The organism is uncultured Tessaracoccus sp., assembly GCF_947286155.1.
Lineage (GTDB): Bacteria > Actinomycetota > Actinomycetes > Propionibacteriales > Propionibacteriaceae > Arachnia.
Genome location: NZ_CAMYPD010000005.1, coordinates 12504 through 35129, shown reverse-complemented (window position 1 = coordinate 35129; position 22626 = coordinate 12504). Strand labels below are relative to the sequence as shown.

The following is a 22626-nucleotide window of genomic DNA, read 5'->3' as shown; positions in this document are numbered from 1 at the left end:
TCTTTTCAATCTGGAGGAAATCTCATGGCACGTGCAGTAGGCATTGACCTTGGCACCACCAACTCGTGTGTCGCCGTCCTCGAAGGCGGCGAGCCCGTCGTTATCCCCAACGCTGAAGGCGCACGTACTACTCCTTCGGTCGTCGCGTTCTCCAACTCCGGCGAGGTGCTCGTCGGTGAAGTTGCGAAGCGCCAGGCGGTCACCAACGTCGACCGCACCATCCGCTCCGTCAAACGCCACATGGGCACCGACTGGAAGAGCAGCATCGACGGCAAGGATTACCGCCCCCAGCAGATCTCCGCGTTCGTGCTGCAGAAGCTGAAGCGCGACGCCGAGGCCTACCTGGGTGAGTCCGTCACCAACGCGGTCATCACCGTCCCGGCCTACTTCTCCGACGCTGAGCGCCAGGCGACGAAGGAGGCCGGCGAGATCGCGGGCCTCACCGTCGATCGCATCATCAACGAGCCCACCGCCGCAGCCCTCGCATACGGCCTTGACAAGGGCGATTCCGAGAAGACCGTCCTCGTCTTCGACCTCGGCGGCGGCACCTTCGACGTCTCACTGCTCGACATCGCCGACGGTGTGTTCGAGGTGAAGGCCACCAACGGCGATAACCGCCTGGGCGGCGACGACTGGGACCACACCGTCATGGAGTGGCTCGCTACGCAGTTCAAGAACAAGAACGGCGTCGACCTTCTCCAAGACAAGATGGCCCGCCAGCGTCTCCAGGAAGCGGCCGAGCGCGCGAAGATCGAGCTCAGCTCCGCATCCGAGACCACCATCAACCTGCCCTACATCACCGCATCGGCATCCGGCCCGCTGCACCTCGACGAGAAACTCACCCGCGCCGAGTTCCAGCGCCTCACCCAGGACCTCCTGGACCGCTGCCGCGCCCCGTTCAACGCGGTCATCAAGGACGCCGGCATCTCCGTCGACAAGATCGACGAGGTGCTCCTCGTGGGTGGCTCCACCCGTATGCCCGCAGTTGCCGAGCTGGTGAAGGAACTCACCGGCGGCAAGGAGCCCAACAAGGGTGTCAACCCCGACGAGGTCGTCGCCCTCGGTGCCTCCCTCCAGGCTGGCGTGCTGAAGGGCGAGGTCAAGGACGTGCTGCTCCTCGACGTCACCCCGCTGTCCCTCGGTATCGAAACCAAGGGCGGCGTGATGACGAAGATCATCGAGCGCAACACCACCATCCCCACCAAGCGCTCCGAGGTGTTCACCACCGCGGAAGACAACCAGCCCGCCGTGATGATTCAGGTCTACCAGGGCGAGCGCGAGTTCGCGCGCGACAACAAGTCGCTCGGCAACTTCGAGCTCACCGGCATCCTGCCCGCGCCGCGCTCGGTGCCGCAGATTGAGGTCACCTTCGACATCGACGCCAACGGCATCGTGCACGTCAGCGCGAAGGATCTCGCGACGAACAAGGAGCAGTCCATGACCGTCACCGGCGGTTCCGCGCTGGCCAAGGAGGACATCGACCGCATGGTCAAGGACGCCGAGGCCCACGCCGAGGAAGACAAGAAGCGCCGCGAGTCCGTCGAGATGCGCAACGAGGGCGACGCCCTGGTGTTCCGCACCGAGAAGCTCCTCACCGAGAACGCCGACAGCATCGACGAGGCCACCAAGCAGCCCGTCGTGGACGCCGTCGAAGCGCTCAAGGAGGCCCTGAAGGGTGATGACGACGACGCGGTGAAGTCCGCCGTCGAAGACCTCAACCAGAAGGCATCCGTGATGGGCCAGGCCATGTACGCTGCAGCCCAGGCGCAGGCGCAGGCTTCCGGTGAGGGCGCTGAGGGCGCGTCGGAGGAGGCGTCGTCGGAGAGCGCTGAAGACGAAGTGATCGACGCCGAGATCGTCGACGACGAGGAGAAGGACCAGCAGTGACCGAACACCCCGGAACTGAGGAAGAGGCCGTGGCTGAGGGGGACACCCTCGGCCCGGCTTCGGCCGACGTAGCGGGAGCAGGTATCGACGCCGACATCGCCGCCGACGCTGAGGCGGCGCCGTCGGAGCCCCCTGCGGAAGAAGTCGACTACCAGCGGCTCTCGGCCGAACGCACTGAAGACCTCCAGCGGCTTCAGGCGGAGTACGTCAACTACAAGAAGCGCGTCGATCGTGACCGCAGCCTCGCGAGGCAGTCGGGCATCGAGTCCGTCATGGCCGACATGATGCCGGTGCTCGACGCCATCGCCCTGGCGAAGCAGCACGACGATCTCGCGGACGGTGGCAAGATGATTGTTGCCGAACTCGAGAAGATCACGACGAAACACGGCCTGCAGATGTTTGGCGAGGTGGGCGAGGCATTCGATCCCATCAAGCATGAAGCACTCATGCAGGTCCCGCTCGACGAGCCCGTCGAGGTGGCCACGGTGTCCCAGGTTATTCAGCCCGGTTTCGAGCTGGCTGGACGCGTGCTCCGCCCGGCGCGCGTCGCCGTCGCAAACCCCTGAGCACACCACGGAAAGGCCGTAGATGAGCACGAAAGATTGGGTTGACAAGGACTATTACAAGGTCCTTGGGGTCTCCAAGAACGCATCGGGAGACGAGATCAGGAAAGCATTCCGCAAGATCGCGTCGCAGAATCACCCGGACAGAAACCCGGGCGATAAGAAGGCCGAGGCGCGTTTCAAGGAGGCGTCGGAAGCCAACTCCGTGCTCAGCGACCCGAAGAAGCGCAAGGAATACGATGATGCCCGCAGCCTGTTTGGCGGGGGCGGGTTCCGATTCCCGAAGGCCGGGCCGTCGCATGGCGGCGGCTCAGCCGGCTTCGACGACCTCTTCCGCAACGCCGCCCCCGGCGGGGCAGCCGGTGGATTCAGCGACATCTTCGGCAACCTCTTTGGCGGTGGCGGCGGGGGCTCTCGCAAGCAAACTGGGAGGGGGCCGCGTCGGGGAGCCGACGTCGAAGCCAAGGCCACGCTCACCTTCCAGCAGGCGGTGGAGGGCACGACGGTGTCCTTGCGCATGCCTTCCGACTCGCCGTGTACCGCATGTCGCGGCACCGGCGCGAAGGCAGGCACGCTGCCGAAGGTGTGCCCGACGTGTGAAGGCTCCGGCATGCACTCCGCTGAGGTGGGCGGCGTGTTCTCGATGTCCGAGCCCTGCCCCGACTGCCGCGGCCGCGGGTTGATCGTCGAAACCCCTTGTCCGGACTGTGATGGCTCTGGGCGAGGGAAGACGACGTCCTCCCTCCAGGTGCGCATTCCTGCCGGTGTGCAGGACGGGCAGCGGGTCAGGCTGAAGGGCAAGGGCGCGGCCGGCGAGAACGGCGGCGCGAAGGGCGACCTGTACGTCGAGGTGAGCGTCGAGCCGCACAAACTGTTCGGTCGCGACGGCCACAACCTCACGCTCGACGTGCCCGTCACCATCGGTGAGGCGTCGCTGGGTGCGGAGATCGCGGTGCCGACGCTGCAGGGCCCCAGCGTGAAGCTGCGGCTGCCTGCCGGCACCTCGAACGGCGCCAAGATGCGCGTGCGTGGCAAGGGCGTGCGCAAGTCGGACGGGTCGATGGGCGACCTCATCGTTACGATCAACGTCCAGGTGCCGGAGCACTTAACCGACGAGGCGAAGGCTGCGCTGAAGGCCTTCACCGATGCGTCGAATCAGGCCAACCCGCGAGCCGGGCTGTTTGGGTGATCCGTGATGCAGAACCTTCCCCAGCCGTTCGACCCCCACGCTGCGGTGTTCCCCATCTCGATAGCGGCGGAGCTCGCGGACATGCACCCGCAAACGCTGCGCGGCTACGACAGGCTTGGCCTCGTCGTGCCCAAGCGCGCGCGGGGGAGGGGGCGTCGGTATTCCCTGCACGACGTGGCCAAGCTCAGGCATATCCAGCAGCTCTCACAGGACGAGGGCATCAACCTGGAGGGGATCCGTCGCATCCTCGCGCTTGAGGACGAGGTGGAGGCGCTGCAGGGGCAGATCGAACGCCTCAGCGAAACGCTGCAACGCCTACAGAGCACCGGCATGACAAGGCTGTTTACCGCCGACGGCTACGGCGGCATCTACCACGGGCGCTACCAGCCGCGCGAGCTCGGCTGGCGCTGAGAGCGCCGCGAGCGCGCCGGCTGGCAACGGCCGCGTCCGTCACAAGGTGATGTCCAGGAACGCGATGACGTCCTGCGTGACCTCGTCGCGGTTCAGTTCGTTCAAGATCTCGTGGCGGGCCTCGGGGTAGAGCTTCACGGTGACGTGCTCCATGCCGGCATCCTTGTAGCGCTGTGCCGTGGTCTCCACGCCGTCGCCATCCTGGCCGCCCACTGGGTCGTGGGTGCCCGAGATGAGCAGTATGGGCAGCGTCTTCGTGAGGCCTTGGAGTTTCGCATCGTCGGCGGCATCGGCGAGGCTCGCGAGCCCAGCGGGGGCGGGGGCCGCCCAGCCGCAGGCCGGGTCGTCGACGTACTTGTCTACCTCGGCCTCGTCCCGGCTCAGCCACTCGAATCCGGTGCGGTGCTCGAAGGGGGCGTTGAATGCGGAGAGGGCGGCTGGACCGTCGCTGGCGAGCATCGGGGCGAACACCGCAACGTCGCCCGTGCCGCTTAGCACGACGGCGTCCACGTCGGCGGAGTGTTCGAGGAGGTAGTGCTGGGCGCCGAAGGAGCCCAGTGAGTGCCCGAAGAGCGCTACTTTCAGGCCGGGGTTGTCCTCGCGGATGCGCTGATTGACCAGGGCGTAGTCGTGCACCCAGCCCGCCCAGCCGTCGGGGCCCCAGTTGCCGTACTCGCCGTTCGCGGTGCGGCCCGAGGCGCGCTGGTCAGGTGCGTACACGAGGTAGCCGGCGGCGGTGAGGGCTTCCGCGAACCGGCGGTAGCGGCCGGCGTGCTCGCCGAGCCCATGATGCAACTGCACGGCGGCCTTCGGCTTGCCCGCTGGCGCCCAGCGGTACACCTGCAGCTCGATACCGTCGTCGGTGGTGATGGTGATAGTGGTCTCGTCCATACACCGACGGTACTACCCCGCGCCGACGTATGTGCGCAGACCTCAGCTAACCCAATATTCACACGCGTTTGCTCAGATCGCCGTTTTTGGGCCTTTTCAGCAAACGCGTGTGGATATTGGGTTAGCTTGGCGCGGAGACCCCTAAGCGAGCAGCCCCTCGGCGGCTTCGACGACGGCGTCGATCAGGGCGTCGTCGCTGGCGAGTTCGGGCGAGGCGAAGGCCACCACTCGGGCGGCGTCCTCTCGTAACGTGCCTCCGACAAGTGCCTTCACCTTATCCTCGGCGGCGTCCTTGACTGGCGAACCCTCACCGCGCAGATGCAGCAGCCACGCCGCGACGGCGGTGACGGCCGCCGTCGGCATCTCACAGGCCTCACGGAGACGACGCAGCGTCGGCACAATCCGCACAGGAATCTTCTGCGAACCGTCGGCAGCGATCTGCGCGAGCAGATGCCGGATGTTCGGGTTCTCGTAGCGCTTAGTGAGAGCCTCCGCGTACTCTTCCCACGCCACGCTGAGCCCCGGCCCGGCCTCGCGCCACCACTGCTGCACCAGCTCGCGCAGCCGCGGGTCGTTGATGCCGTCGCACACCGTCTCCAAGCCCAGAATCGGCCCGGCGTACGCCATCAGCGAGTGCGACCCGTTCAGCATCCACAGCTTGCGCTGCTCGTAGAGCTCCACGTCGTCGACGATCGTCGCCCCCGCCGACTCCCACTCAGGCCGCCCGGCCGGGAAGTCGCCCGCTATGACCCACTCGCTGAACGGCTCCGTGGGCACAGGCGAAGCATCGTGGTAGCCCTCTGACTTCTCGACGGCGGCGACCTCGTCGTCGGTGGTGGCGGGCGTGATGCGGTCGACCATGCACGTCGCGAACGACACGTGTTCGTCGATCCACGCTGCGAGTTCCTCGTCGACCGCAAGCGCGGCGTCGCGTATGACGCGGCCGAAGGCGGCGCCGTTGTCGGGGAGGTTGTCGCAGGGCAAGACGGTGAGCCCACCCAGCCCGGCGGCGCGACGGGCTGCCAGCGCAGCAGTCACCCGCACCGGTGCCGTCGCGAGCTGCAACCCGGCGAGCGCATCCACCCCATCCCCGACGGCGCCCCTCACTGCGGTGAGGTCTGCCGCGATGTCGTCGCGCTCGGCGTCGAGGCCGCCGTCATCGCGGCGGCAGTAGCCGGCCTCGGTGACGGTCGAGGTCACCACCGCCAGCTCAGGGGAGGTGAAGTAGCCGACGAGCGCGGCGAGGTCGTCGGCGGGATGCACGGCGGAGATGCTGGAGATCACCTCGAACGCGTCGCCGTCGGGGCCCTTCGTGATGAGCGTGTACAACCCGTCCTGCGGGGAGAGCACCTCGGCCATGGTGGGGCGCCGGCCGGTGAACGCGGCGATGCCCCACGCGTCGGCGTCGGTGGCGTGCTCGGTGTACCAGGCCTGGTGGGCGCGCATGAAGTTGCCGAGCCCGAGGTGCACAATCTTCACCGGAGCAGCGGGGCGGCCGTGGGTGGCGCGAGTGAGGGTGGTCATGGTGTTCCTTTCCTGGGGGTCTCGGGGGTCACAGCTTGAAGGCCCGCTGGGGCTGGGCGACGACGAGGTCGATGGCGGTGTCGCGGGCCTCGTCGAGCGCGAGGCGGTGCTCAGCGACCAGCCCGGCGAGGAACGCACAATCGACGCGGCGGGCAGCGTCGTGGCGGGCGGGGATGGAGCAGAACGCGCGGGTGTCGTCGATGAATCCCGACCCCTTCTGCAGCGTGCCGTACCCCGTCGTCGCGCGGCGGTAGCGCATCATGGCGTCGTTCTCGTCGATGAACCACCACGGCGCGCCGACGTACATGCCGCGGTACCAGCCGGCCAGCGGCGCCAGCTCGCGCGAGTACACCGTCTCGTCCATCGTGAACACCACCAGGTGGAAGCCGTCGGCGTTGCCGTACGCGTCGAGGACGGGCTGCAGCGCCGACGCGAACTCCACCGACAGCGGCACGTCGCCACCCACGTCGGCACCGTAGCGGGCGAGCGCGGCGGAGTCGTGGTTGCGGAACACCGCCGGGTGCAGCGTCATCACCAGCCCGTCCTCGCAAGCCAGCCTGGCTTGGTCATTCACCATGTGCCGACGCAGCACGTCGCCCTCCTCGGGCGAGATCTGGCCGGCCAGCGCCGCCGCGAACAAGCGCTCGGCCTCCGCGTCGTCGACACGTTCGCAGCGGGCGTCGCGGTGAGAGTGGTCCGACGACACCGCGCCGTGCTCCTTGAAGTACTGCCGGCGCCGGCGCATGGCTTCGACGTGGTCGGCGTAGCTGCCGATCTCCAGCCCAGCCGCTTCGCCGAGCGCCGCAGTGAGGGCGGCGAACCCGTCGCGGGCGGGCTCGAGGTACCGGTCGGGGCGGAAGGTGGGCATCACGCGCCCGTCCCAGGCCGGATCGTCGACGAGCGCGCGGTGCCCGTCGAGGGTGTCGCAGGGGTCATCGGTGGTAGCCAGCGCGGCAATGTTGAACCGACGGTACAGCGCGCGCGGGCGGTACTCGTCGCGGGCGAGGCAGGCGGAGATGTGGTCGTAGATCTCGTCCGCCGACTCCGCCGACGGGCGCACATCGACGCCGAACACGTCGACGAACTGGCTCTCGAACCAGAACTGCACCTGCGTGCCGCGAAACACCTTCCAATTCGCGCAGAAGATGCGGAAGGCCTCGCGCGCGGCCTCCGGCGTCATCGGGCTGCCCACCGGCACCCCGAGCTGCGCCAGCTCCACGCCCGCGACGGCGTGCAGGAGGCGGTTGGTGTAGTGGTCGGGGGTGAGCAGCAGCGACGTCGGGTCGGTGAACGGGGTATCGTCGGCGAGCCACTCGACGGGCACGTGCCCGTGCGGCGAGATGATGGGCAGCTCCGCCACCTCCGCGTAGAGCTCGCGGGCGATGGCACGCACGGAAGGCTCGGCGGGGAAGAGGCGGTCGGGGTGGAGGGTCAGCGGTGTTGACATAGCTCGGGCTCCTATTCATTGACGGTGACCGGGGGCGGCTGTGCTCTCCCGGCTGTGCAGTTGCATGGGGACGACGATCGTCTCCGCGCTCGGCGACGACCGGTGTTGTAGTTGCGAGATGAGGGCGCGGGCCGCGCGCCCGCCGATATCCGACGTGGACGGCGCCACGCTGGTGAGGGTCGGTGTGGTCAGCACCGACGAGATGGAGTTGTCGACGCCCACGACGGACACATCGTCGGGAACCAGCACGCCAGCTCGCTGACAAGCCTTCATGAACCCGATGGCCATCATGTCGTTGTAGGCGATGACGGCGGTGGTGCGTTGGCTCATCCACTCACGGGACGCGGCCACCCCGCCGTCGAGCGATGGGCGCTGCGGCTGCATGCGGCGGCACACCAGGTCCAGCTGGTGGCAGGCCTCTGATATTCCCCGCCAGCGCACGCCGTCGGCCCACGACGCCGCAGGCCCAGGCAGGTACGTGAATCGGGTGTGGCCGAGCGCGGCGAGGTGGGTGACAACCGTGCGCATGCCGCGCGCGGTGTCGGCGATCACCGACGGCAGCCCCGCGATCACGCGGTTCACGCTCACCACGGGCCGGATTTTGACGATCTGCATGATCGCGGAGTCGCTGAGCCTCGACGCGCCGAGCGCTAGCCCGTCGACGAGCGGTGCGAGGCGGTCGATCTCTTGGCGCTCTATTTGGGCGTCTTCCTGCGTGTCGAGGAGCAGCACCGAGTAGCCGTGGCGCGCGGCCTCCAGCTGGAATCCCTTCATGATGTGCGCAAACACCGGGTTCGCGGCGTCGGCGACGACGATTCCCAGCGTCTTCCGTGATGCGTCGTCGTAGCCGCGCGCGACGGGCCGCTCCCGGTAGCCGAGTCGCCGCGCGGTGGCGCGAACGTGCTCGGCGGTCTCCGCACCCACCCGGCCGGGCCGTGCGAAGGTGCGCGACACCGTTGACGGCGCCACACCCGCCGCCTCCGCGATGTCGTAGATCGTCACCCGCTTGCGCCGCTTGCGCTCGGGCTGGGCATCATTCATCGGCTGCCTCCGGCCACGCCGCACCAGGCCTGAGCCCCGCATTCCAGGCCGCCGCCTGCGCCCGCGCCAGCGCCACCCGCTGCGGCACGTCGAGCGCGGCGGCGAGGGCTTCGACGTCGACGAATTCGGGCGTGGCTTGGGTAATCACGCCGGTATCCGGTTCGCCGGCGACCTTAATGCGCACCTCGTGGCCGTCCACATCCACCGACACCCAATCCCGACGAAGCACCTGCCGGGTGAGCGGGGCGGACGTGCGCACGCCGAGGGTCGACGTATGCGTGAGGAGCACGTCGGCTACCTGCTGCGCGCGGTCGGGCGTCGCGAGTGCCGTTACGACGTGCGCCGGGCGCCCCTTCTTCATCACGACGGGGGTGAGCCACGCGTCGAGCGCCCCGGCGTCGAGGAGCCGGTGGAGCACGTCGGGCCATAGGCGGGGGTCGAGGTCGTCGACGTTCGCCGAGATCTCCTGCACCTCCCGAGCCCCGACGTCGCCCCCTCCGCGCCCGATGAGTGCCCGCAGTACGCCGGCGCGGTCTTGGCGCACCCTGGTACCTGCCCCGACACCCACCGCGGCCACCCGCATACGCGGCAGCGTCTCCTGCTCGTCGCACATGGCCCGCAGCAGCGCGAGCCCGGTGGGAGTGCACAGTTCGCCGACGTTCTCCGGCCCGCCAGCCTCGATGTCCCAGCCCACCGCAAGCTGCAGCACCGCCGGCGGCGGCACGCTCAGGTTGCCGTGCTGGGTGTGCACGTGACCAGCGCCGACGGCCACCGTCGAGCACGACGTGCGCGCCACCTGCAGCGTGCGCACCGCCTCCGCGACGCCGACGATGTCGCCGATGGAATCCAGCGCCCCCACCTCGTGGAAGTGCACATCCTCGACGGACATGCCATGCACGTGCGCCTCGGCCTCGGCCAGCAGGCGGAAGGCGCTGAGGGCGAGGGAGCGCGTCGCCTCGGGCACGCCGTCGACGGCGAGCATGGCCTCGACATCAGCGAGATGCCGCACCGGTGGGTTGGGCTCGTCGGCGATCACGTCCACCTTGTGCGCGGCGAACGGCCCGCGCTCCACGCGCCGGTGCTGGAGGTGCAGCTTGCCTGGCGCGATGAGTTCCAGCACCGCGGCGACACTCGCCGAGTCGGCGCCGGCGTCGATCAGCGCGGCGAGCAGCATGTCGCCCGCGGCACCCTGGGAAACGTCCAGCCACAGTCGCGCGTTTGCGGGTGCGGTGGGCTGCCACAGCGCGCCGGGCTCGATGCGGGTGCCTTCGGGCACCTGGGCGCCATCTGCCGTTGTCACGTGGTGGTGATGGTGGCCGCCGGCGGTGATGTCATGCATGCGGGAACTCCTTGCTGGCGGTGATCTGCGCGGCCAGATGGCCGGCGCCGTAGCCGTTGTCGATGTTGACGACGCCAACCCCAGGCGCGCAGGCGTTGAGCATCGAGAGGAGGGCGGCCACGCCGTCGAAGGCGGCGCCGTAGCCGGTGGAGGTGGGGCAAGCGACGACGGGACAGCGCGCCAGCCCCGCGACGACGGGCACCAGCGCCGCGTCCATGCCCGCCACCGCGACGATGACGTCGGCCGCTTCGAGCTCGTCGCGTCTCGCCAGGATGCGGTGCAGCCCGGCGACGCCGACGTCGACGATCTCGGTCACCTCGCGCCCGAGGAAGCGGGCCGTGAGCGCGGCCTCGCGGGCGACTGGGAGGTCCGACGTGCCCGCGCAGACCACCGTCACGCGCCCGCCAGTGGGGGTGGGTGGTTCGGGTGGCCAAGCGACGATGCGCGCGGTCTCGTCGTGGAGTGCGGTGGGGAACTGGTCGAGGATCACCTCGGCATGCTCGGGTTCGACACGGGTGAACAGGAGCGTGCCGAGCGAGATGCCGTCGGAGGCGCGACGGTGCCAGCCCGCCGCGATCTGCGCCACCTGGGCGGGCGTCTTCCCCTGGCACAGCACCGCTTCGGGGTAGCCCCGTCGGGAGTAGCGCTCGAAATCGATGTTGGCAACGTCGTTCATCGGGGCGCCTCCATGAGCTGGAGGGTGAATGCGCCGGAGCGGATGCCCTCGAGGTCGACCGCGACGTGCGCGAACCCCGCCGCGCGCACCCCGTCGACGAGCGCCTGACGCAGTTCGGCGTCGGCGAGGTGTCCCAGCTCATCGGCGGGTACCTCGACGCGGGCCACGGTGCCGTGGTGGCGCACGCGGCAGTCGGTGAAGCCGGCGGCGAGCACGGCGTCCTCCGCGACGTCGATCTGCTCGAGCTTGGCGGCGGTCACCTCCTCGCCGTGCGGGATGCGGCTCGCGAGGCACGGTGCAGCCGGTTTATCTGCGCTGGCCAGGCCAAACGCGCGCGCGATGGCGCGGACGTCCTCCTTCGTCGCGCCCGCGTCGGCGAGCGGATGCGCGACGGCGTGCTCCCGCGCGGCGCGTGCGCCCGGCCGATCCACACGCTGCGCGTCGTCCGCATTCTCCCCGTACGCGACGACGGCGAGGCCAAGCCGCGCCGCCTCCGCGTCCTCGATGCGCGTGAACATCTCGTCCTTGCAGTGGTAGCAGCGATCGACGGGGTTCGCGGTGTAACTGGGGTTGTCGAGCTCGTGGGTGGACACCTCGACGAGTTCCAGCCCGAGCGTGGCCGCCTGGGTGTGGGCGAGTCGTCGCTCTCGGCGTGCGAGCGACGGCGACACCGCTAGTAGCAGCACGGTTCGCTCTCGCCCGACGGCTTCCGCCGTGAGCGCGGCCAACGTGGCTGAATCGACCCCGCCGGAATACGCCACCCCGACGCGCCCCGTATCGCCGGCGGCCGCGCGTAGCCGGCAGACCACGTCGTCGGCTTTCGCGCGAAGTGGCGCTGACAAGGCGTGGAGGGGGGTCGTCGTGGCGGCGGACGGCAACGTGCATGCTCCTTTGAAGACAGTGGCCGATATGTTCGATTCGATCAGAGTCTACGTGCTCACGTCGCCCGGTTGCCGAGAGTTGCCAAGTGGTCGCGTGTGAGAGAAGTACGCACGCCGAGCTAACCCGATATCCACACGCGTTTGCGAAAAAGGGCGTTTTTGGGCGATTTCGACAAACGCGTGTGGATATCGGGTTAGGTAGCCCGAGGTACCCCCACCTGGCGCCAGCGGGCGCGCCGGGTGCACTGGGGGGTTGCGCCGTGCGCAAGGATGGTTGCTACAGCACTGTTGCCTACACGTCGCGGAGGAGAACCGCATGCATGACCACGGACCCGTGCTCGACGGCCGCGTGCATCGCCACCTGGCAGACAAGATCTGGCCGGCCAGCGCGCAGAAGATCGCAGACCTCGAAGTGGCTTTCGCCCCCATCACCGATTCCGACGACGCCACCGGCCACGCCGCCGCGCCCGGCGCGATCGGGCAGGGCGAACCCATCTCGATCGACGAAGCCCTCCGCCTCACCTACGAGCCCGCCGCCGTCGGCGACGAGTGGGGCCCCGCCTGGGGCACCACATGGATGCGCTTCCGCGGCCAGGTGCCGAGCGACTACCTAGGCGCCCACGTCGAGGCCGCCATCGACCTCGGCGCCATCGGCGGGCCCGGCTTCACCTGCGAGGGCCTCGTGGTACGCCCCGACGGCACCGTCGTCAAGGGTCTCAACCCCCGCAACCAGTGGGTGCCGATCGAGTGCGACGACGATGGCCGCTTCGAGTTCTACGTCGAGGCCGCAGCGAACCCGGTGATGCTCGACTCCCCACCCTTCCGCGAAACCGAGCGCGGCACCAAGGCCGGGGCCGGCCCCGCCCCAATCCACACCCTCCGCACCGCGGAGCTGCAGCTCATCCACGACGAGGTCCGCGCCCTCGCGCTCGACATCGAGGCGCTCCACGAGACCGCCGCGCAGCTCCCCGAGGACTCCGGCCGACGCTGGGAGATCCGCCGCGCCCTCGACCGCGCGCTCGACGCACTCAGCCTGCGCGACATCGTCGGCACTGCTGCGGCCGCACGCTCCGAGCTCAGGCCAACCCTGGAGCGCACCGCCGAGGATGGCAGCCATCTGCTCCACGCCGTCGGGCATGCGCACATTGACTCCGCGTGGCTGTGGCCGCTCAGGGAGACCCGTCGCAAGGTGGCGCGCACCATCGCCAACCAGCTGACGCTCACCGAGCGCTTCCCGGAGCACCGTTTCTCGTTCCCAGCCGCGCAGCACTCCGCCTGGCTCGAGGAAGACCACCCCCAGCTGTTCGAGCGCCTGCAGCAGGCGGTGGCCGACGGGCACATCATCCCCGTCGGGGGCATGTGGGTGGAGTCCGACGCGAACCTCCCCAGCGGCGAGGCGATGTGCCGGCAGTTCCTGCAAGGCCAGCGGTTCTTCACCGAGCGCTTCGGTAAGCCCTGCACCGAGGTGTGGCTGCCCGACTCATTCGGCTACTCCGGCGGCCTCCCGCAGCTCGCGAAGCTGGCCGGCGCGCGCTGGTTCCTCACGCAGAAAATCTCGTGGAACCAGGTCAACGACTTCCCGCACCACTCCTTCACCTGGGAGGGCATCGACGGCACCCGCATCTTCACGCACTTCCCGCCGGCCGATACGTACTGCTCCGACCTGTCCGCCGAGAACCTCCACCACGCGGCCCGAAACTTCCGTGACAAGGGCAGATCCGCCACGTCACTCGTGCCGTTTGGGTATGGCGACGGCGGTGGCGGCCCGACGCGCGAGATGCTGGAGCGCATCGAACGAGTGGGCGACCTCGCCGGCCACCCCCGCGTCGAGGTGTCCACGCCCACGCGGTTCTTCGAGCAGGCCGAGCGCGAGCACGAGGGCCCGTCGGTGTGGGTCGGCGAGCTCTACCTCGAGCTGCACCGCGGCACCTTCACCTCCGTCGCGCGCGTGAAGCGCGGCAACCGCCGCTGCGAGGAACTCCTGCGCGAAGCCGAGCTGTGGACCACCACCGCCGAGGTGCGCGGCGTCGGCTCGTACCCGGCCGAGCGGCTGGGCGAGATCTGGCGCGAGGTGCTGCTCTACCAGTTCCACGACATCCTCCCCGGCACCTGCATCGCGTGGGTGTACGACGAGGTGCTCGCCCGCCAGGAAGCCCTGGAGGCCGAACTCACGCAGATCATCGACGACGCCCAGCGCGCGCTGGCAGCAGCGTCGGGGAAGGCGTCGGGTGAGGTGGTCTTCAACGGCGCGCCGGTGGTTCGCGACGGTGTCCCCGCCTTCGGCGCCTGCGTTCAGCGCCCGGCTGACGGGCACGTCGAGGTACGTGCCGAGGGCGACGGGTTCGTCGTCGACGGTGCCTCGCTCCGGGTGGCGGTGGACGGACGCGGCGGTGTCACGTCGCTGTTCGACAAGGAGCGCTCACGCGAGGTGCTGCCTGCGGGCACGCGCGGCTCGCTGCTGCAGCTGCACCCGGATTTCCCGAACGCGTGGGACGCGTGGGACATCGACCTGGCTTCGCTGAACACCTGCGAAACCCTCGACGCGAGCGAGGTCGTCGTCATCGAGCGCGGCGTGGAGGTGCGCTACGCGTTCCACGATTCCACCGCGACGCAGCGCCTCACCCTCGCGCCCGGCGACGGGCGGCTGCACGTCGAGGTGGACGTCGACTGGCACGAGCGCGATGCCCTCCTGAAGCTCGTGTGGCCGGTCGATGTGCACAGCGACGAGGCGCGCTGCGAGATTCAGATGGGCCACATCACCCGCCCGACGCACACGAACACGTCGTGGGATGCGCAGCGCTTCGAGGTGCACGCGCACCGCTGGGTGCACGTCGGCGAGCCGGGCTACGGTGTGGCCATCGCGAACGAGCGCACCTACGGTTGGGATTTCCAGCGCGAAGCCCGCGCCGACGGCGGCACCTACACCAGCGTGCGCGCGTCGCTGTTGAAGGGCCCGCGGTACCCCGATCCGCGCGCTGACATCGGCGAACACACGTTCCGGTTCACGCTCCGCCCCGGCGGGGACGTCGAGGACGCGGTGGCCGACGGCTACCTCGCCAACCACACGCCGCGCGTCGTGGCTGGTGGCGAGGTGGCGCCGCTCATCACCGCCGACGGTGGGGTCGCCGTCGAGGCGGTGAAGCTGGCGGAAGATGGCTCGGGTGACGTGGTCGTGCGGCTGTACGAGCCCTACGGTAAGCGCGCCGATGCCACGCTGACAACCAGCTTTGCGGCGACGGACATCGTCGAGACGGATCTGCTGGAGGTGCCGCTGGGCACCTCGGATCAGCAGCAGGTGGCGCCCAGCGTCGTGCAGCGCGTCGAGGGTTCGCAGGCGACGCTCGCCCTGCGTCCGTTCCAGGTGGCGACGCTGCGGATCAGCCGGGCCTGAAGATAGATCAAGTTCGTGGTGGGTAGACGAGCCACGAACTTGATCTATCTTTGCCGACAGTGCGCGGTCACTAGACTTGCATCATGACGTCGGTGCAAGAGGCGCTGGCCAGGCTCCGAGCCGATCAGGCCAGTGGCGCGTTGGAGGAGCTGTGCGCGTCGCAACATATCGCCGTGCTCATGCTGCACGGCAGCGTGTTACGCGACGCGGCCGTGGCGCGTGATCTGGACCTGGCGTACTGCTTTGAGCGAGGTGTTCGCGGCGACGAGTTCGCGGTCGCGACCGCATTCATCACCCGGTACGGTGACCACGTCGACCTGATGCCACTCGACCGAGCTGGCGCCGTCGCCAAATTCGGCGCCCTGAATTATGGCGAACCGCTCGTGGAGCGCGTGCCCGAGATGGTGGCTCGCCTGCGCATCGCGGCCTTCGGGCAGTACCGCGACGAGGAGCCATTCCGCCGAGCTGCGTTGGAAAGGTTGGCGCATGGTTCCTAGGCAATTCAGCGACGTTGTGGTGCTCGAGCGTCTTCGACTCATCGAGCGGCAATTGCGGACGCTCGCAGACATCGAAGCCAATCCCGATCGGGGTGTAATCGAGCAACTGGCGGTGGAGCGGATACTCACCCAACTGGTGGACCTCGCCGTCGGCATCAACCTGCACATTGTGGGATCGCTAGGGAATGTGGCGCCAACCGATGCGGCTGAGTCGTTCCGAGAAGCGGCGGCGCAGGGGGTGATTCCCCGTTCGCTTGCCGAGGCGCTGATACCGAGCGTCGGTATGCGCAATGTGCTCATCCACGAGTACGTGCGCGTGGACGAGCAACGAGTGAACAAGGCAGTCCCCCTGGCATTGGAGCAGTTCGAGCGCTACGTGCAATCCGTGGCGAGGTGGCTGGCGGCACAGGCCAGCTGAGCCCGATGAAGCCGCGCTGCGATGGCCCGATTGCCGTCCATACTATGAGGTATGACCATCATCGCTATGCTGCTCACTCTGTTCTTCGGCATCATTCCCCAGGCGCCCGACCCTGATCCCGATCCCGGCCCCCAGCCAACGCCCAGCAGTCCCACCGACCTGCAAATCGCGGTTGGCGATACCGAGCGGGTGGTGCTGGGCGAGGTGAACCCCAGCGTCGGCGATAACTACTACATCACCGACGGCGTCGATTCCCCGTACGCGACGATCAAGGAAGGCCACGGAGATTGCCCGACGGACACCCCTCCCGGCGGCTGCACGTACCCGGTGTGGGCCGACATGACCGGGCAGAAGGAGGGCACGTTCACCTTCACGGTGCAGTACTGCCTCCGCACCACGCTGGAGAACTGCGACGCGCAGGGCAAGGAGCCTGTGACCTACACCGTGACGGTGACGAAGTAGCGCCGACGGGGCCCCTCACGCGGGTAGCCTCCCGCGCTGGGCTTCGGTGCGGTGGAGCAGCTCGCCGGCCCCATGCACGACGAGGGTGTCGGGGTCGTGCTCGAACGCGGCGACGTCGACCGTCGCCGGGTCGAGGTAGTTGAGCGAGATGGCCTCCACCGTCGCGCGGGGGATGCCGGTGGCGAGCGTGACGGTGACGCGGTTGGTTTCGACGCCGGTGGCGGGGTCGTAGCTGCCGAGGCCGCGCAGGTGCGTCGAGTGGGCGAGCTCGCCCCACGGGTGGTCTTTGAAGCGGTCCCACTGCTCGACGAAGTACTGGCGGTTGTGGTAGCCGATGTCCTCGATGCCGGGGTGCATCACCGATACCTCGCGGATGTGCGGCGCGTAGATGATGAGCTCGCCCCCGTCGGCGACGATCGGCTCGAGCTTGTAGAACCCCTTGGCGCCGGTCCACATGTCCTCGTACATCTCGGGAATGATCGACAGCACGCGCTTATACTCGCGCGGCACATACTTCACGTGCACCTGGCTCGACACCTCCGCGCACGCCTCCCACGCGGCCCGCGAGTCGCCGAACGCCACGAACTGGAGGTCGTCGGAACCGGGCTTCACGATCATCCCCAGCAGCAGTTTCTCCGACGGGATCAGCTCGGCGGCGGCGTCGATCATCTGGCGCACGGGGGTGATGCCGAGCGATCCGATCATCTCGTAGCTCGTAATCAGCGCGCCTACCCAGTGCGACATGTCGATCACATCGTGGCCCGACAGGCCTGGGAAGAAGTACTTGTTGCCGCCGGAAATGCCGACGACCTCGTGCGGCAGCACCGGGCCGAGGATGAGGGAGATGTCGGTGTCCACGACGAGCTTGTTCACCAGCACGGTCATGTCGCGGTCGGTGAGGCGACCGTCGCTGAGCTCGGCGATGCGCTCCCTGGACACCGTCCCGAGATTCGCGAACGTGGCTTCGTCGCGCCACAGGTGGTTGACGATCTCCCAGCCGGGGTAGGTGTCGGCGAACCTGCCGGGCTCGCAGCCCATGAGCTTGCCGATGGCCTCGTCGGACATGTAATCGTGCGTGCCGAGTGCGATCACGACGCGGACGGATGCGGGCCGGGTGCCGAGCGCGTCGCGGATGAGTTTGGACATCATCGCGACGGGCGCGTGGCGGGTGCCGTCGGGCACGACGAGGGTGACGCGTTTGCCGTCGAAGTCGTGGGCGGAGAGCTGGGAGTGCACGAACACGCTGAGCTCAGCGTGCGTGAGCACTTCGTCGGGGCCACCTGCCGTGCGCGCGTCGGGAACGCCTGGGTACAGCTTCGTCATGACACATCTCTACCACGCCCGGGTGCTCGTCGGGCGGAGTTGCCGTCGGTGGCTCTCAATGCTGAACGAGGATGCTCGCGCTGTGGCCTCGGGCTGCCAGTTTCCGATCGCAGGTGTACAGGGGTGCGTCGAGTGCCTCTGCGAGCGCGATGTAGTGCGTGTCGTAGCTGGTGCATTGGTGGCGCAGTTGCCAGACACGGTGGCGCAGAAGCCGAGCCTCGTGGCGCTGAATGCTGAAGCTCCAATACGTGTCGAGCGCGTCGGCGGCTTGGGTGGGGGAGAGCATCGCTCCGAGTTCGAGGCCGCGCAGCGCCGACATCACTTCGACGTCGAGCAGCGTCGGTGCGTGAACGTCTCCTTCGAGAGCGGTGAGTAGCTCGTCGGTGGGGGCAGCGCCGACGAGTGCCTCCACCATCGCGGATGCGTCGACGACGATCATCGGCGGTCTGCGTCTCGCGCGGCGATGATGGCGTCCGCCGATGGTGCTTGGCTGCGATCGCGTTCGCGCAGGCGGGCGACGATCTCGGCATTGGTGGGGCGCTTCGCCCACGTTGCGAGCTGCCCACCGACGTATGCCGACAGCGATTGCCCGGCCTCAGCTGCCTGGCGTCTGAGCGCTGCAGCGACGTCGTCGGGAACGTCGCGAATGTACAAGGTGGACATGGATCGATGCTAGCAAAGTGCTAGCGCGATGATAGATCAAGTTCGTGGCGCGTCTGTCCACCACGAACTTGATCTATCTTGGGGCTCCCGCGGCGCGCGCCAGAAAGCCCCTCACCGCACCAAGCTCATTCTCATTAGTGGCCGTTAATGATAAAATGGCCGCCTGGGTTCTCAGTAAGGAGGCGACGTGAGCACGAACTGGCCAGCAGTGGAGTACCGGCACGCCACCTGGGAGCCGAGTCCAGACGCGTTGATGAGCCGACGACGTCGCCTTCGCAACAGGGGCCAGTTTCACTATGTGCGGGTGCCGACGATCGCCTCGCTGCCGGTGCATCTCGACGCGGAAATACTGGCACAAGCGCGGGCGGCCACATCGACGATCGAGCGCTTCGATGCGACGGCGCAACGCTGGGGGTTGCCCTTCGCCAGTGTGCTGCTTCGGAGCGAATCGTCGTCGAGCTCGGAGATCGAACGCTTGAGCGCGAGTGCGCGTCGGATTGCGCTGGCAACACTCGGGGAACGCAGTAACCGCAACGCCACCAGCATCGCGCGCAACGTCAAGGCCATGGAGGCAGCGATTGCGCTGGCTGACTCGATGGACGTTGCCATGCTGCTCGCGATGCACGACGCACTCGGAGGCGGCGACGACCCCGCCAACGCCGGGCGGATCCGCACCGAATGGGTGTGGGTGGGAGGTGAGTCGCCCGTCACTGCGGCCTTCGTCCCGCCTTGCCACGACGACGTGCCCGACGCGCTCGACGACCTCATGCAGTTCCTGCGCCGCGCCGACGTCGAGCCGCTCGTGCAAGCGGCCATCGCCCACGCGCACTTCGAGACGATTCACCCCTTCACCGACGGCAACGGCCGCACCGGGCGGGCGCTCGTGTCGTCGGTGCTGCGACACCGCGGCGTTGCTCGCAACTTATCGGTGCCTATCTCGTCGGGGCTCTTGACCAACACCGACGCGTACTTCCAAGCGCTCACCGCATACCGAGAGGGCAGGCCGGAGGAGATCGTGCTGCAGTTCGCCGACGCCGCCGAAATGGCGGTCGAGAATGCTCTGCGGCTGCGCACCGACGTCGAGGCGGTGAGCGACGAGATTCTGGCGACCGCTCGTCGCACAACGGCAAACATCGTGCGCATGGCTGAGGTCTGTTCCACGGAGCCGGCGTTCAACATCGACATGCTCGTGGCCGCCGGGATTCCCCGCCCGTCGGCGTATCGGCTGTGCGCGCGGCTCACCGACGCGGGGCTGCTGCGCCGCGAGCGTCGCGTGGGCGGCGTGGACGCGTGGACCGTCGTCGGGCTCACCCAGGCGTTGGATGCATTTGCCGAACGTGCCGGGCGTCGCGCATAGATAGATCAAGTTCGTGGTGCGTCTACCCACCACGAACTTGATCTATCTTGGCCCTTAGCGCTGGACTCGGGCGTTGCCCTCCCACATCGACCACACCTGGGCCTCGTCGGCGGGCGCGGCGTAGTCGTGGAGGCTCGTCGCGGCCATCGCGCCGGTGGCCCAGCCGAACTGCATGCACCGCTTAGGCGTCCAGCCCTGCAGAATGCCGTAGAGCACCCCGCCGATGGAGCCGTCGCCGCCGCCGATGCGGTCGAGCACGTCGATCTCCCTGAGCGGAGCGACGTTGAACTCGCCCTCGCCGAACAGGATCATGCCCCACCGGTGCCGGTTTGCGGAGAGCACTTCGCGCAGCGACGTGCCGACGTAGGCCGCGTCGGGGTATGCCTTGCGCACCTCAGAGATCATGGCCTTGAAATTCTCGATCTCGGCGTCGATATCCTCGCCGCCGGCCTCCGGCCCCTCGATGCCGAGGCACAGCTGGAAGTCCTCTTCATTGCCGTACAGGATGTCGCAGTGCGACGCGATGTCACGGAACGCCGCCGACAGCTCCTCTTCGCGGCCCTTCCAGAACGAGGCGCGGTGGTTGAGGTCGAACGCGACGCGGGTGCCGTGCTCCTTCGCCTTGCGCGCCAGCTCCACGCAGAACTTGCTGGTGTTCGGCGAAATCGCGGCGATCAGGCCGGAGAGATGCAGGATCTTCACACCCTCGTCGGCGAACAGCCGCTCCAGGTCGAAGTCGGCGACGTCGAGGTCGCGCCCCACTTCACCCGCGCGGTCGTTCCACACCCGAGGCGCCCGCCCGCCGAATCCGGAATCGGCGATGTTGAACTGGTGCCGGTAGCCCCAGGCGCCTCCCTGCGGCTTGTCCGGCCCCTCGAACGCCATCCCGCGCGCCCGCAGATCGGTCTTGATGAACGCCGAAATCGGCGAGCCCTCGACGAAGTTGGTGAGCACCTTCGTCGGCAAACCGAGATGCGACGAGATCGACGCGACGTTCGTCTCCGCCGACGTGGCCTGCAACAAGTAGCGATCCGAAACGTGCACCGGCTGTCGGTTCTCCGGCGTGATCCGTACACCAATTGACGTGGGCACCACCAGTGCCCACTGTGCATCTTCACGAAGCTGCATCATGCTTCCACCTCCTTGCGGTCGTCTTCAGCCCACAGTGTGTGGAAGCTGCCTTCGGCGTCGATGCGCGCATAGGTGTGCGCGCCGAAGTAGTCGCGCTGGCCTTGCACGAGCGCGGCGGGCAGCCTGTCGGAGCGAACGCCGTCGTAGTACGACAACGACGACGTGAACACCGGCGCCGGGACGCCGTGCGTGGCAGCGGCGACGACTACCCGTCGCCACGACGGCAGCGCCTTCACGATGCGCTCGTAGAAGTAGTCGTCGGCGATGAGCATAGGCAGCTCCGGGTTGGCCTCGAACGCGCGCGTGATCTCGCCGAGGAAACGCGCGCGGATGATGCATCCGCCGCGCCAAATCTTCGCGATCGCGCCCAGATCAAGCTTCCAGTCGTACTCGGCAGCGGCGGCTTGCATCTCGTTCAGCCCTTGCGAGTAGGCCACGACCTTCGACGCGTAGAGCGCCTGGCGGACGTCCTCGATGAACCCGTCGCGGTCCTCGACGTTCCATTCCGCGGCCTCGCCGGCGAAGCCCTGCGCCGCCTGCCGCTGAATGGGCGACGACGACAGCCCGCGGGCGAACGTCGCCTCGCCGATACCGGTGATGGGCACGCCGAGGTCGAGAGCCGTCTGCGTGGTCCAAGCGCCGGTGCCCTTCTGCTTCGCGGCGTCGACGATGACGTCGACGAGGGGCTTGCCCGTCTTGGCATCCACCTGGCGCAGCACCTCGACGGTGATCTCCATCAGGTAGGAATCCAGTTCGCCGCGGTTCCACTCTTCGAAGATGTCGGCGATCTCGGCAGGGGTGAGACCGAGCGCGCGGCGCAGCAGGTCGTAGGCCTCGCTGATTACCTGCATGTCGGCGTACTCAATGCCGTTGTGCACCATCTTCACGAAGTGCCCGGCGCCGTCGGGGCCGATGTGCGTGCAGCACGGCTCGCCATCGACGTGTGCGGAGATCTTCTCGAACATGGGGCCGAGGCGTCGGTACGCATCTTCGGAGCCGCCCGGCATGATCGACGGGCCGAGCAGCGCGCCCTCCTCGCCGCCGGAGACGCCGACGCCGACGAAGTGCAGCCCGCGCTCCTTCAGCGCGGCTTCGCGGGCGCGGGTGTCGTGGAACAGAGTGTTGCCGCAGTCGACGATGATGTCGCCGGCATCCATGCGCGAGGCGAGCTCGTCGATCACGGCGTCGGTGGCGGCGCCGGCCTTCACCATGATGATGGCCACTCGGGGCTGCTGCAGCGAGGCAACGAAGTCGTCCATCGATTCCGACGGAATGAACTCGCCCTCGTCGCCGAAATCGGCAAAGACCTGCTCGGTTTTTTCTACCGAACGGTTGTGGATGGCCACCTTGTGGCCATTGCGTGCGAGGTTGCGGGCCAGGTTGCGGCCCATCACGCCCATGCCGGTGACGCCAATGTCTGCGGTAGCGGGGGTGGGTGTGGGTAATGCCATGTGGGCTCCTTCGTCGATGGGTGGCTGTGGCCATCCTCGTCGGCCGGCACGAGTGGCGTCGGGAATTGCCACAAATTGCTGGCC

The 22626-nt window shown here is 68.1% G+C and carries 21 protein-coding genes; 9 read left to right on the top strand and 12 right to left on the bottom strand.

The window, feature by feature from the left end; translation table 11 throughout:
- Window positions 1–24: 24 nt before the first annotated feature.
- Genes dnaK through Q0X68_RS02325 form a run of 4 tightly spaced genes read left to right on the top strand, consistent with a single transcriptional unit; the run spans window position 25 to window position 4050 of the window.
- Entirely contained in the window at window positions 25–1887 is a 1863-nt protein-coding gene (dnaK, locus tag Q0X68_RS02340; protein WP_297746989.1) for a molecular chaperone DnaK, read from the top strand.
- Between the two features lie 29 nt (window positions 1888–1916).
- Window positions 1917–2453 carry a nucleotide exchange factor GrpE gene (locus Q0X68_RS02335; protein WP_331773725.1) on the top strand — a complete coding sequence of 179 codons (537 nt, stop codon included), beginning with the start codon at window positions 1917–1919 and terminating at the stop codon, window positions 2451–2453.
- A gap of 22 nt (window positions 2454–2475) precedes the next feature.
- Complete coding sequence (gene dnaJ / locus Q0X68_RS02330) at window positions 2476–3639, top strand: molecular chaperone DnaJ (protein WP_297746986.1); 1164 nt, start codon at window positions 2476–2478, stop codon at window positions 3637–3639.
- 6 nt (window positions 3640–3645) lie between these two features.
- Window positions 3646–4050 carry a heat shock protein transcriptional repressor HspR gene (locus Q0X68_RS02325; RefSeq protein WP_297746983.1) on the top strand — a complete coding sequence of 135 codons (405 nt, stop codon included), beginning with the start codon at window positions 3646–3648 and terminating at the stop codon, window positions 4048–4050.
- Between the two features lie 39 nt (window positions 4051–4089).
- On the opposite strand, the gene Q0X68_RS02320 is transcribed toward Q0X68_RS02325, so the two are convergent.
- From Q0X68_RS02320 to larE, 7 genes are all read right to left on the bottom strand, one after another.
- The gene (locus Q0X68_RS02320) at window positions 4090–4941 is read right to left on the bottom strand and encodes an alpha/beta fold hydrolase (protein WP_297746979.1); all 852 of its coding nucleotides are present in this window, start codon (window positions 4939–4941) and stop codon (window positions 4090–4092) included.
- A 141-nt stretch (window positions 4942–5082) separates the two neighbouring features.
- Window positions 5083–6465, bottom strand: coding sequence for a mannitol dehydrogenase family protein (locus Q0X68_RS02315; protein ID WP_297746976.1), 1383 nt, complete (start codon window positions 6463–6465; stop codon window positions 5083–5085).
- 28 nt (window positions 6466–6493) lie between these two features.
- A complete protein-coding gene (gene uxaC, locus Q0X68_RS02310) occupies window positions 6494–7912 on the bottom strand; it encodes a glucuronate isomerase (protein ID WP_297746973.1) in 1419 nt (472 codons plus the stop codon).
- Between the two features lie 15 nt (window positions 7913–7927).
- Window positions 7928–8953, bottom strand: a complete 1026-nt coding sequence (locus Q0X68_RS02305; RefSeq protein WP_297746970.1) for a LacI family DNA-binding transcriptional regulator — start codon at window positions 8951–8953, stop codon at window positions 7928–7930.
- Window positions 8946–10292: a nickel pincer cofactor biosynthesis protein LarC gene (larC, locus tag Q0X68_RS02300; protein ID WP_297746968.1), complete on the bottom strand. Its 1347-nt coding sequence runs from the start codon at window positions 10290–10292 to the stop codon at window positions 8946–8948. The genes Q0X68_RS02305 and larC overlap by 8 nt, the downstream gene beginning before the upstream one ends.
- Window positions 10285–10968 carry a nickel pincer cofactor biosynthesis protein LarB gene (larB, locus tag Q0X68_RS02295; RefSeq protein WP_297746965.1) on the bottom strand — a complete coding sequence of 228 codons (684 nt, stop codon included), beginning with the start codon at window positions 10966–10968 and terminating at the stop codon, window positions 10285–10287. The genes larC and larB overlap by 8 nt, the downstream gene beginning before the upstream one ends.
- Complete coding sequence (larE, locus tag Q0X68_RS02290) at window positions 10965–11810, bottom strand: ATP-dependent sacrificial sulfur transferase LarE (RefSeq protein WP_297746963.1); 846 nt, start codon at window positions 11808–11810, stop codon at window positions 10965–10967. The genes larB and larE overlap by 4 nt, the downstream gene beginning before the upstream one ends.
- 355 nt (window positions 11811–12165) lie before the next feature.
- On the opposite strand from larE, the gene Q0X68_RS02285 reads away from it, so the two are divergent.
- From Q0X68_RS02285 to Q0X68_RS02270, 4 genes are all read left to right on the top strand, one after another.
- A complete protein-coding gene (locus Q0X68_RS02285) occupies window positions 12166–15240 on the top strand; it encodes a glycoside hydrolase family 38 C-terminal domain-containing protein (RefSeq protein ID WP_297746961.1) in 3075 nt (1024 codons plus the stop codon).
- Window positions 15241–15323: 83 nt separating this feature from the next.
- A complete protein-coding gene (locus tag Q0X68_RS02280; protein ID WP_297746959.1) occupies window positions 15324–15737 on the top strand; it encodes a hypothetical protein in 414 nt (137 codons plus the stop codon).
- Window positions 15727–16155, top strand: a complete 429-nt coding sequence (locus Q0X68_RS02275; RefSeq protein WP_297746958.1) for a type VII toxin-antitoxin system HepT family RNase toxin — start codon at window positions 15727–15729, stop codon at window positions 16153–16155. The genes Q0X68_RS02280 and Q0X68_RS02275 overlap by 11 nt, the downstream gene beginning before the upstream one ends.
- Window positions 16156–16206: 51 nt before the next feature.
- Window positions 16207–16617: a hypothetical protein gene (locus Q0X68_RS02270; protein ID WP_297746956.1), complete on the top strand. Its 411-nt coding sequence runs from the start codon at window positions 16207–16209 to the stop codon at window positions 16615–16617.
- Between the two features lie 15 nt (window positions 16618–16632).
- On the opposite strand, the gene Q0X68_RS02265 is transcribed toward Q0X68_RS02270, so the two are convergent.
- From Q0X68_RS02265 to Q0X68_RS02255, 3 genes are read right to left on the bottom strand one after another with little or no spacing between them, the layout of a single operon-like run.
- Window positions 16633–17940 (bottom strand): lactate racemase domain-containing protein, encoded by a 1308-nt coding sequence (locus Q0X68_RS02265; RefSeq protein WP_297746954.1) that lies wholly within the window; start codon window positions 17938–17940, stop codon window positions 16633–16635.
- Between the two features lie 55 nt (window positions 17941–17995).
- Entirely contained in the window at window positions 17996–18379 is a 384-nt protein-coding gene (locus tag Q0X68_RS02260) for a type II toxin-antitoxin system VapC family toxin (RefSeq protein ID WP_297746951.1), read from the bottom strand.
- Window positions 18376–18603, bottom strand: coding sequence for a FitA-like ribbon-helix-helix domain-containing protein (locus Q0X68_RS02255; protein ID WP_297746949.1), 228 nt, complete (start codon window positions 18601–18603; stop codon window positions 18376–18378). Before Q0X68_RS02255 ends, Q0X68_RS02260 begins: the two co-directional genes overlap by 4 nt.
- Before the next feature lie 187 nt (window positions 18604–18790).
- Here Q0X68_RS02255 and Q0X68_RS02250 point away from each other — a divergent pair, with 187 nt between their 5' ends.
- Window positions 18791–19960, top strand: coding sequence for a Fic family protein (locus Q0X68_RS02250; RefSeq protein WP_297746946.1), 1170 nt, complete (start codon window positions 18791–18793; stop codon window positions 19958–19960).
- A 54-nt stretch (window positions 19961–20014) separates the two neighbouring features.
- Here the strand turns inward: Q0X68_RS02250 and Q0X68_RS02245 are convergent, their stop codons facing one another.
- Together Q0X68_RS02245 and gndA are read right to left on the bottom strand one after the other, a co-directional pair.
- Entirely contained in the window at window positions 20015–21091 is a 1077-nt protein-coding gene (locus Q0X68_RS02245; protein ID WP_297746944.1) for a PfkB family carbohydrate kinase, read from the bottom strand.
- Window positions 21088–22542, bottom strand: a complete 1455-nt coding sequence (gndA, locus tag Q0X68_RS02240; protein WP_297746941.1) for an NADP-dependent phosphogluconate dehydrogenase — start codon at window positions 22540–22542, stop codon at window positions 21088–21090. Before gndA ends, Q0X68_RS02245 begins: the two co-directional genes overlap by 4 nt.
- Between the last annotated feature and the right edge of the window lie 84 nt (window positions 22543–22626).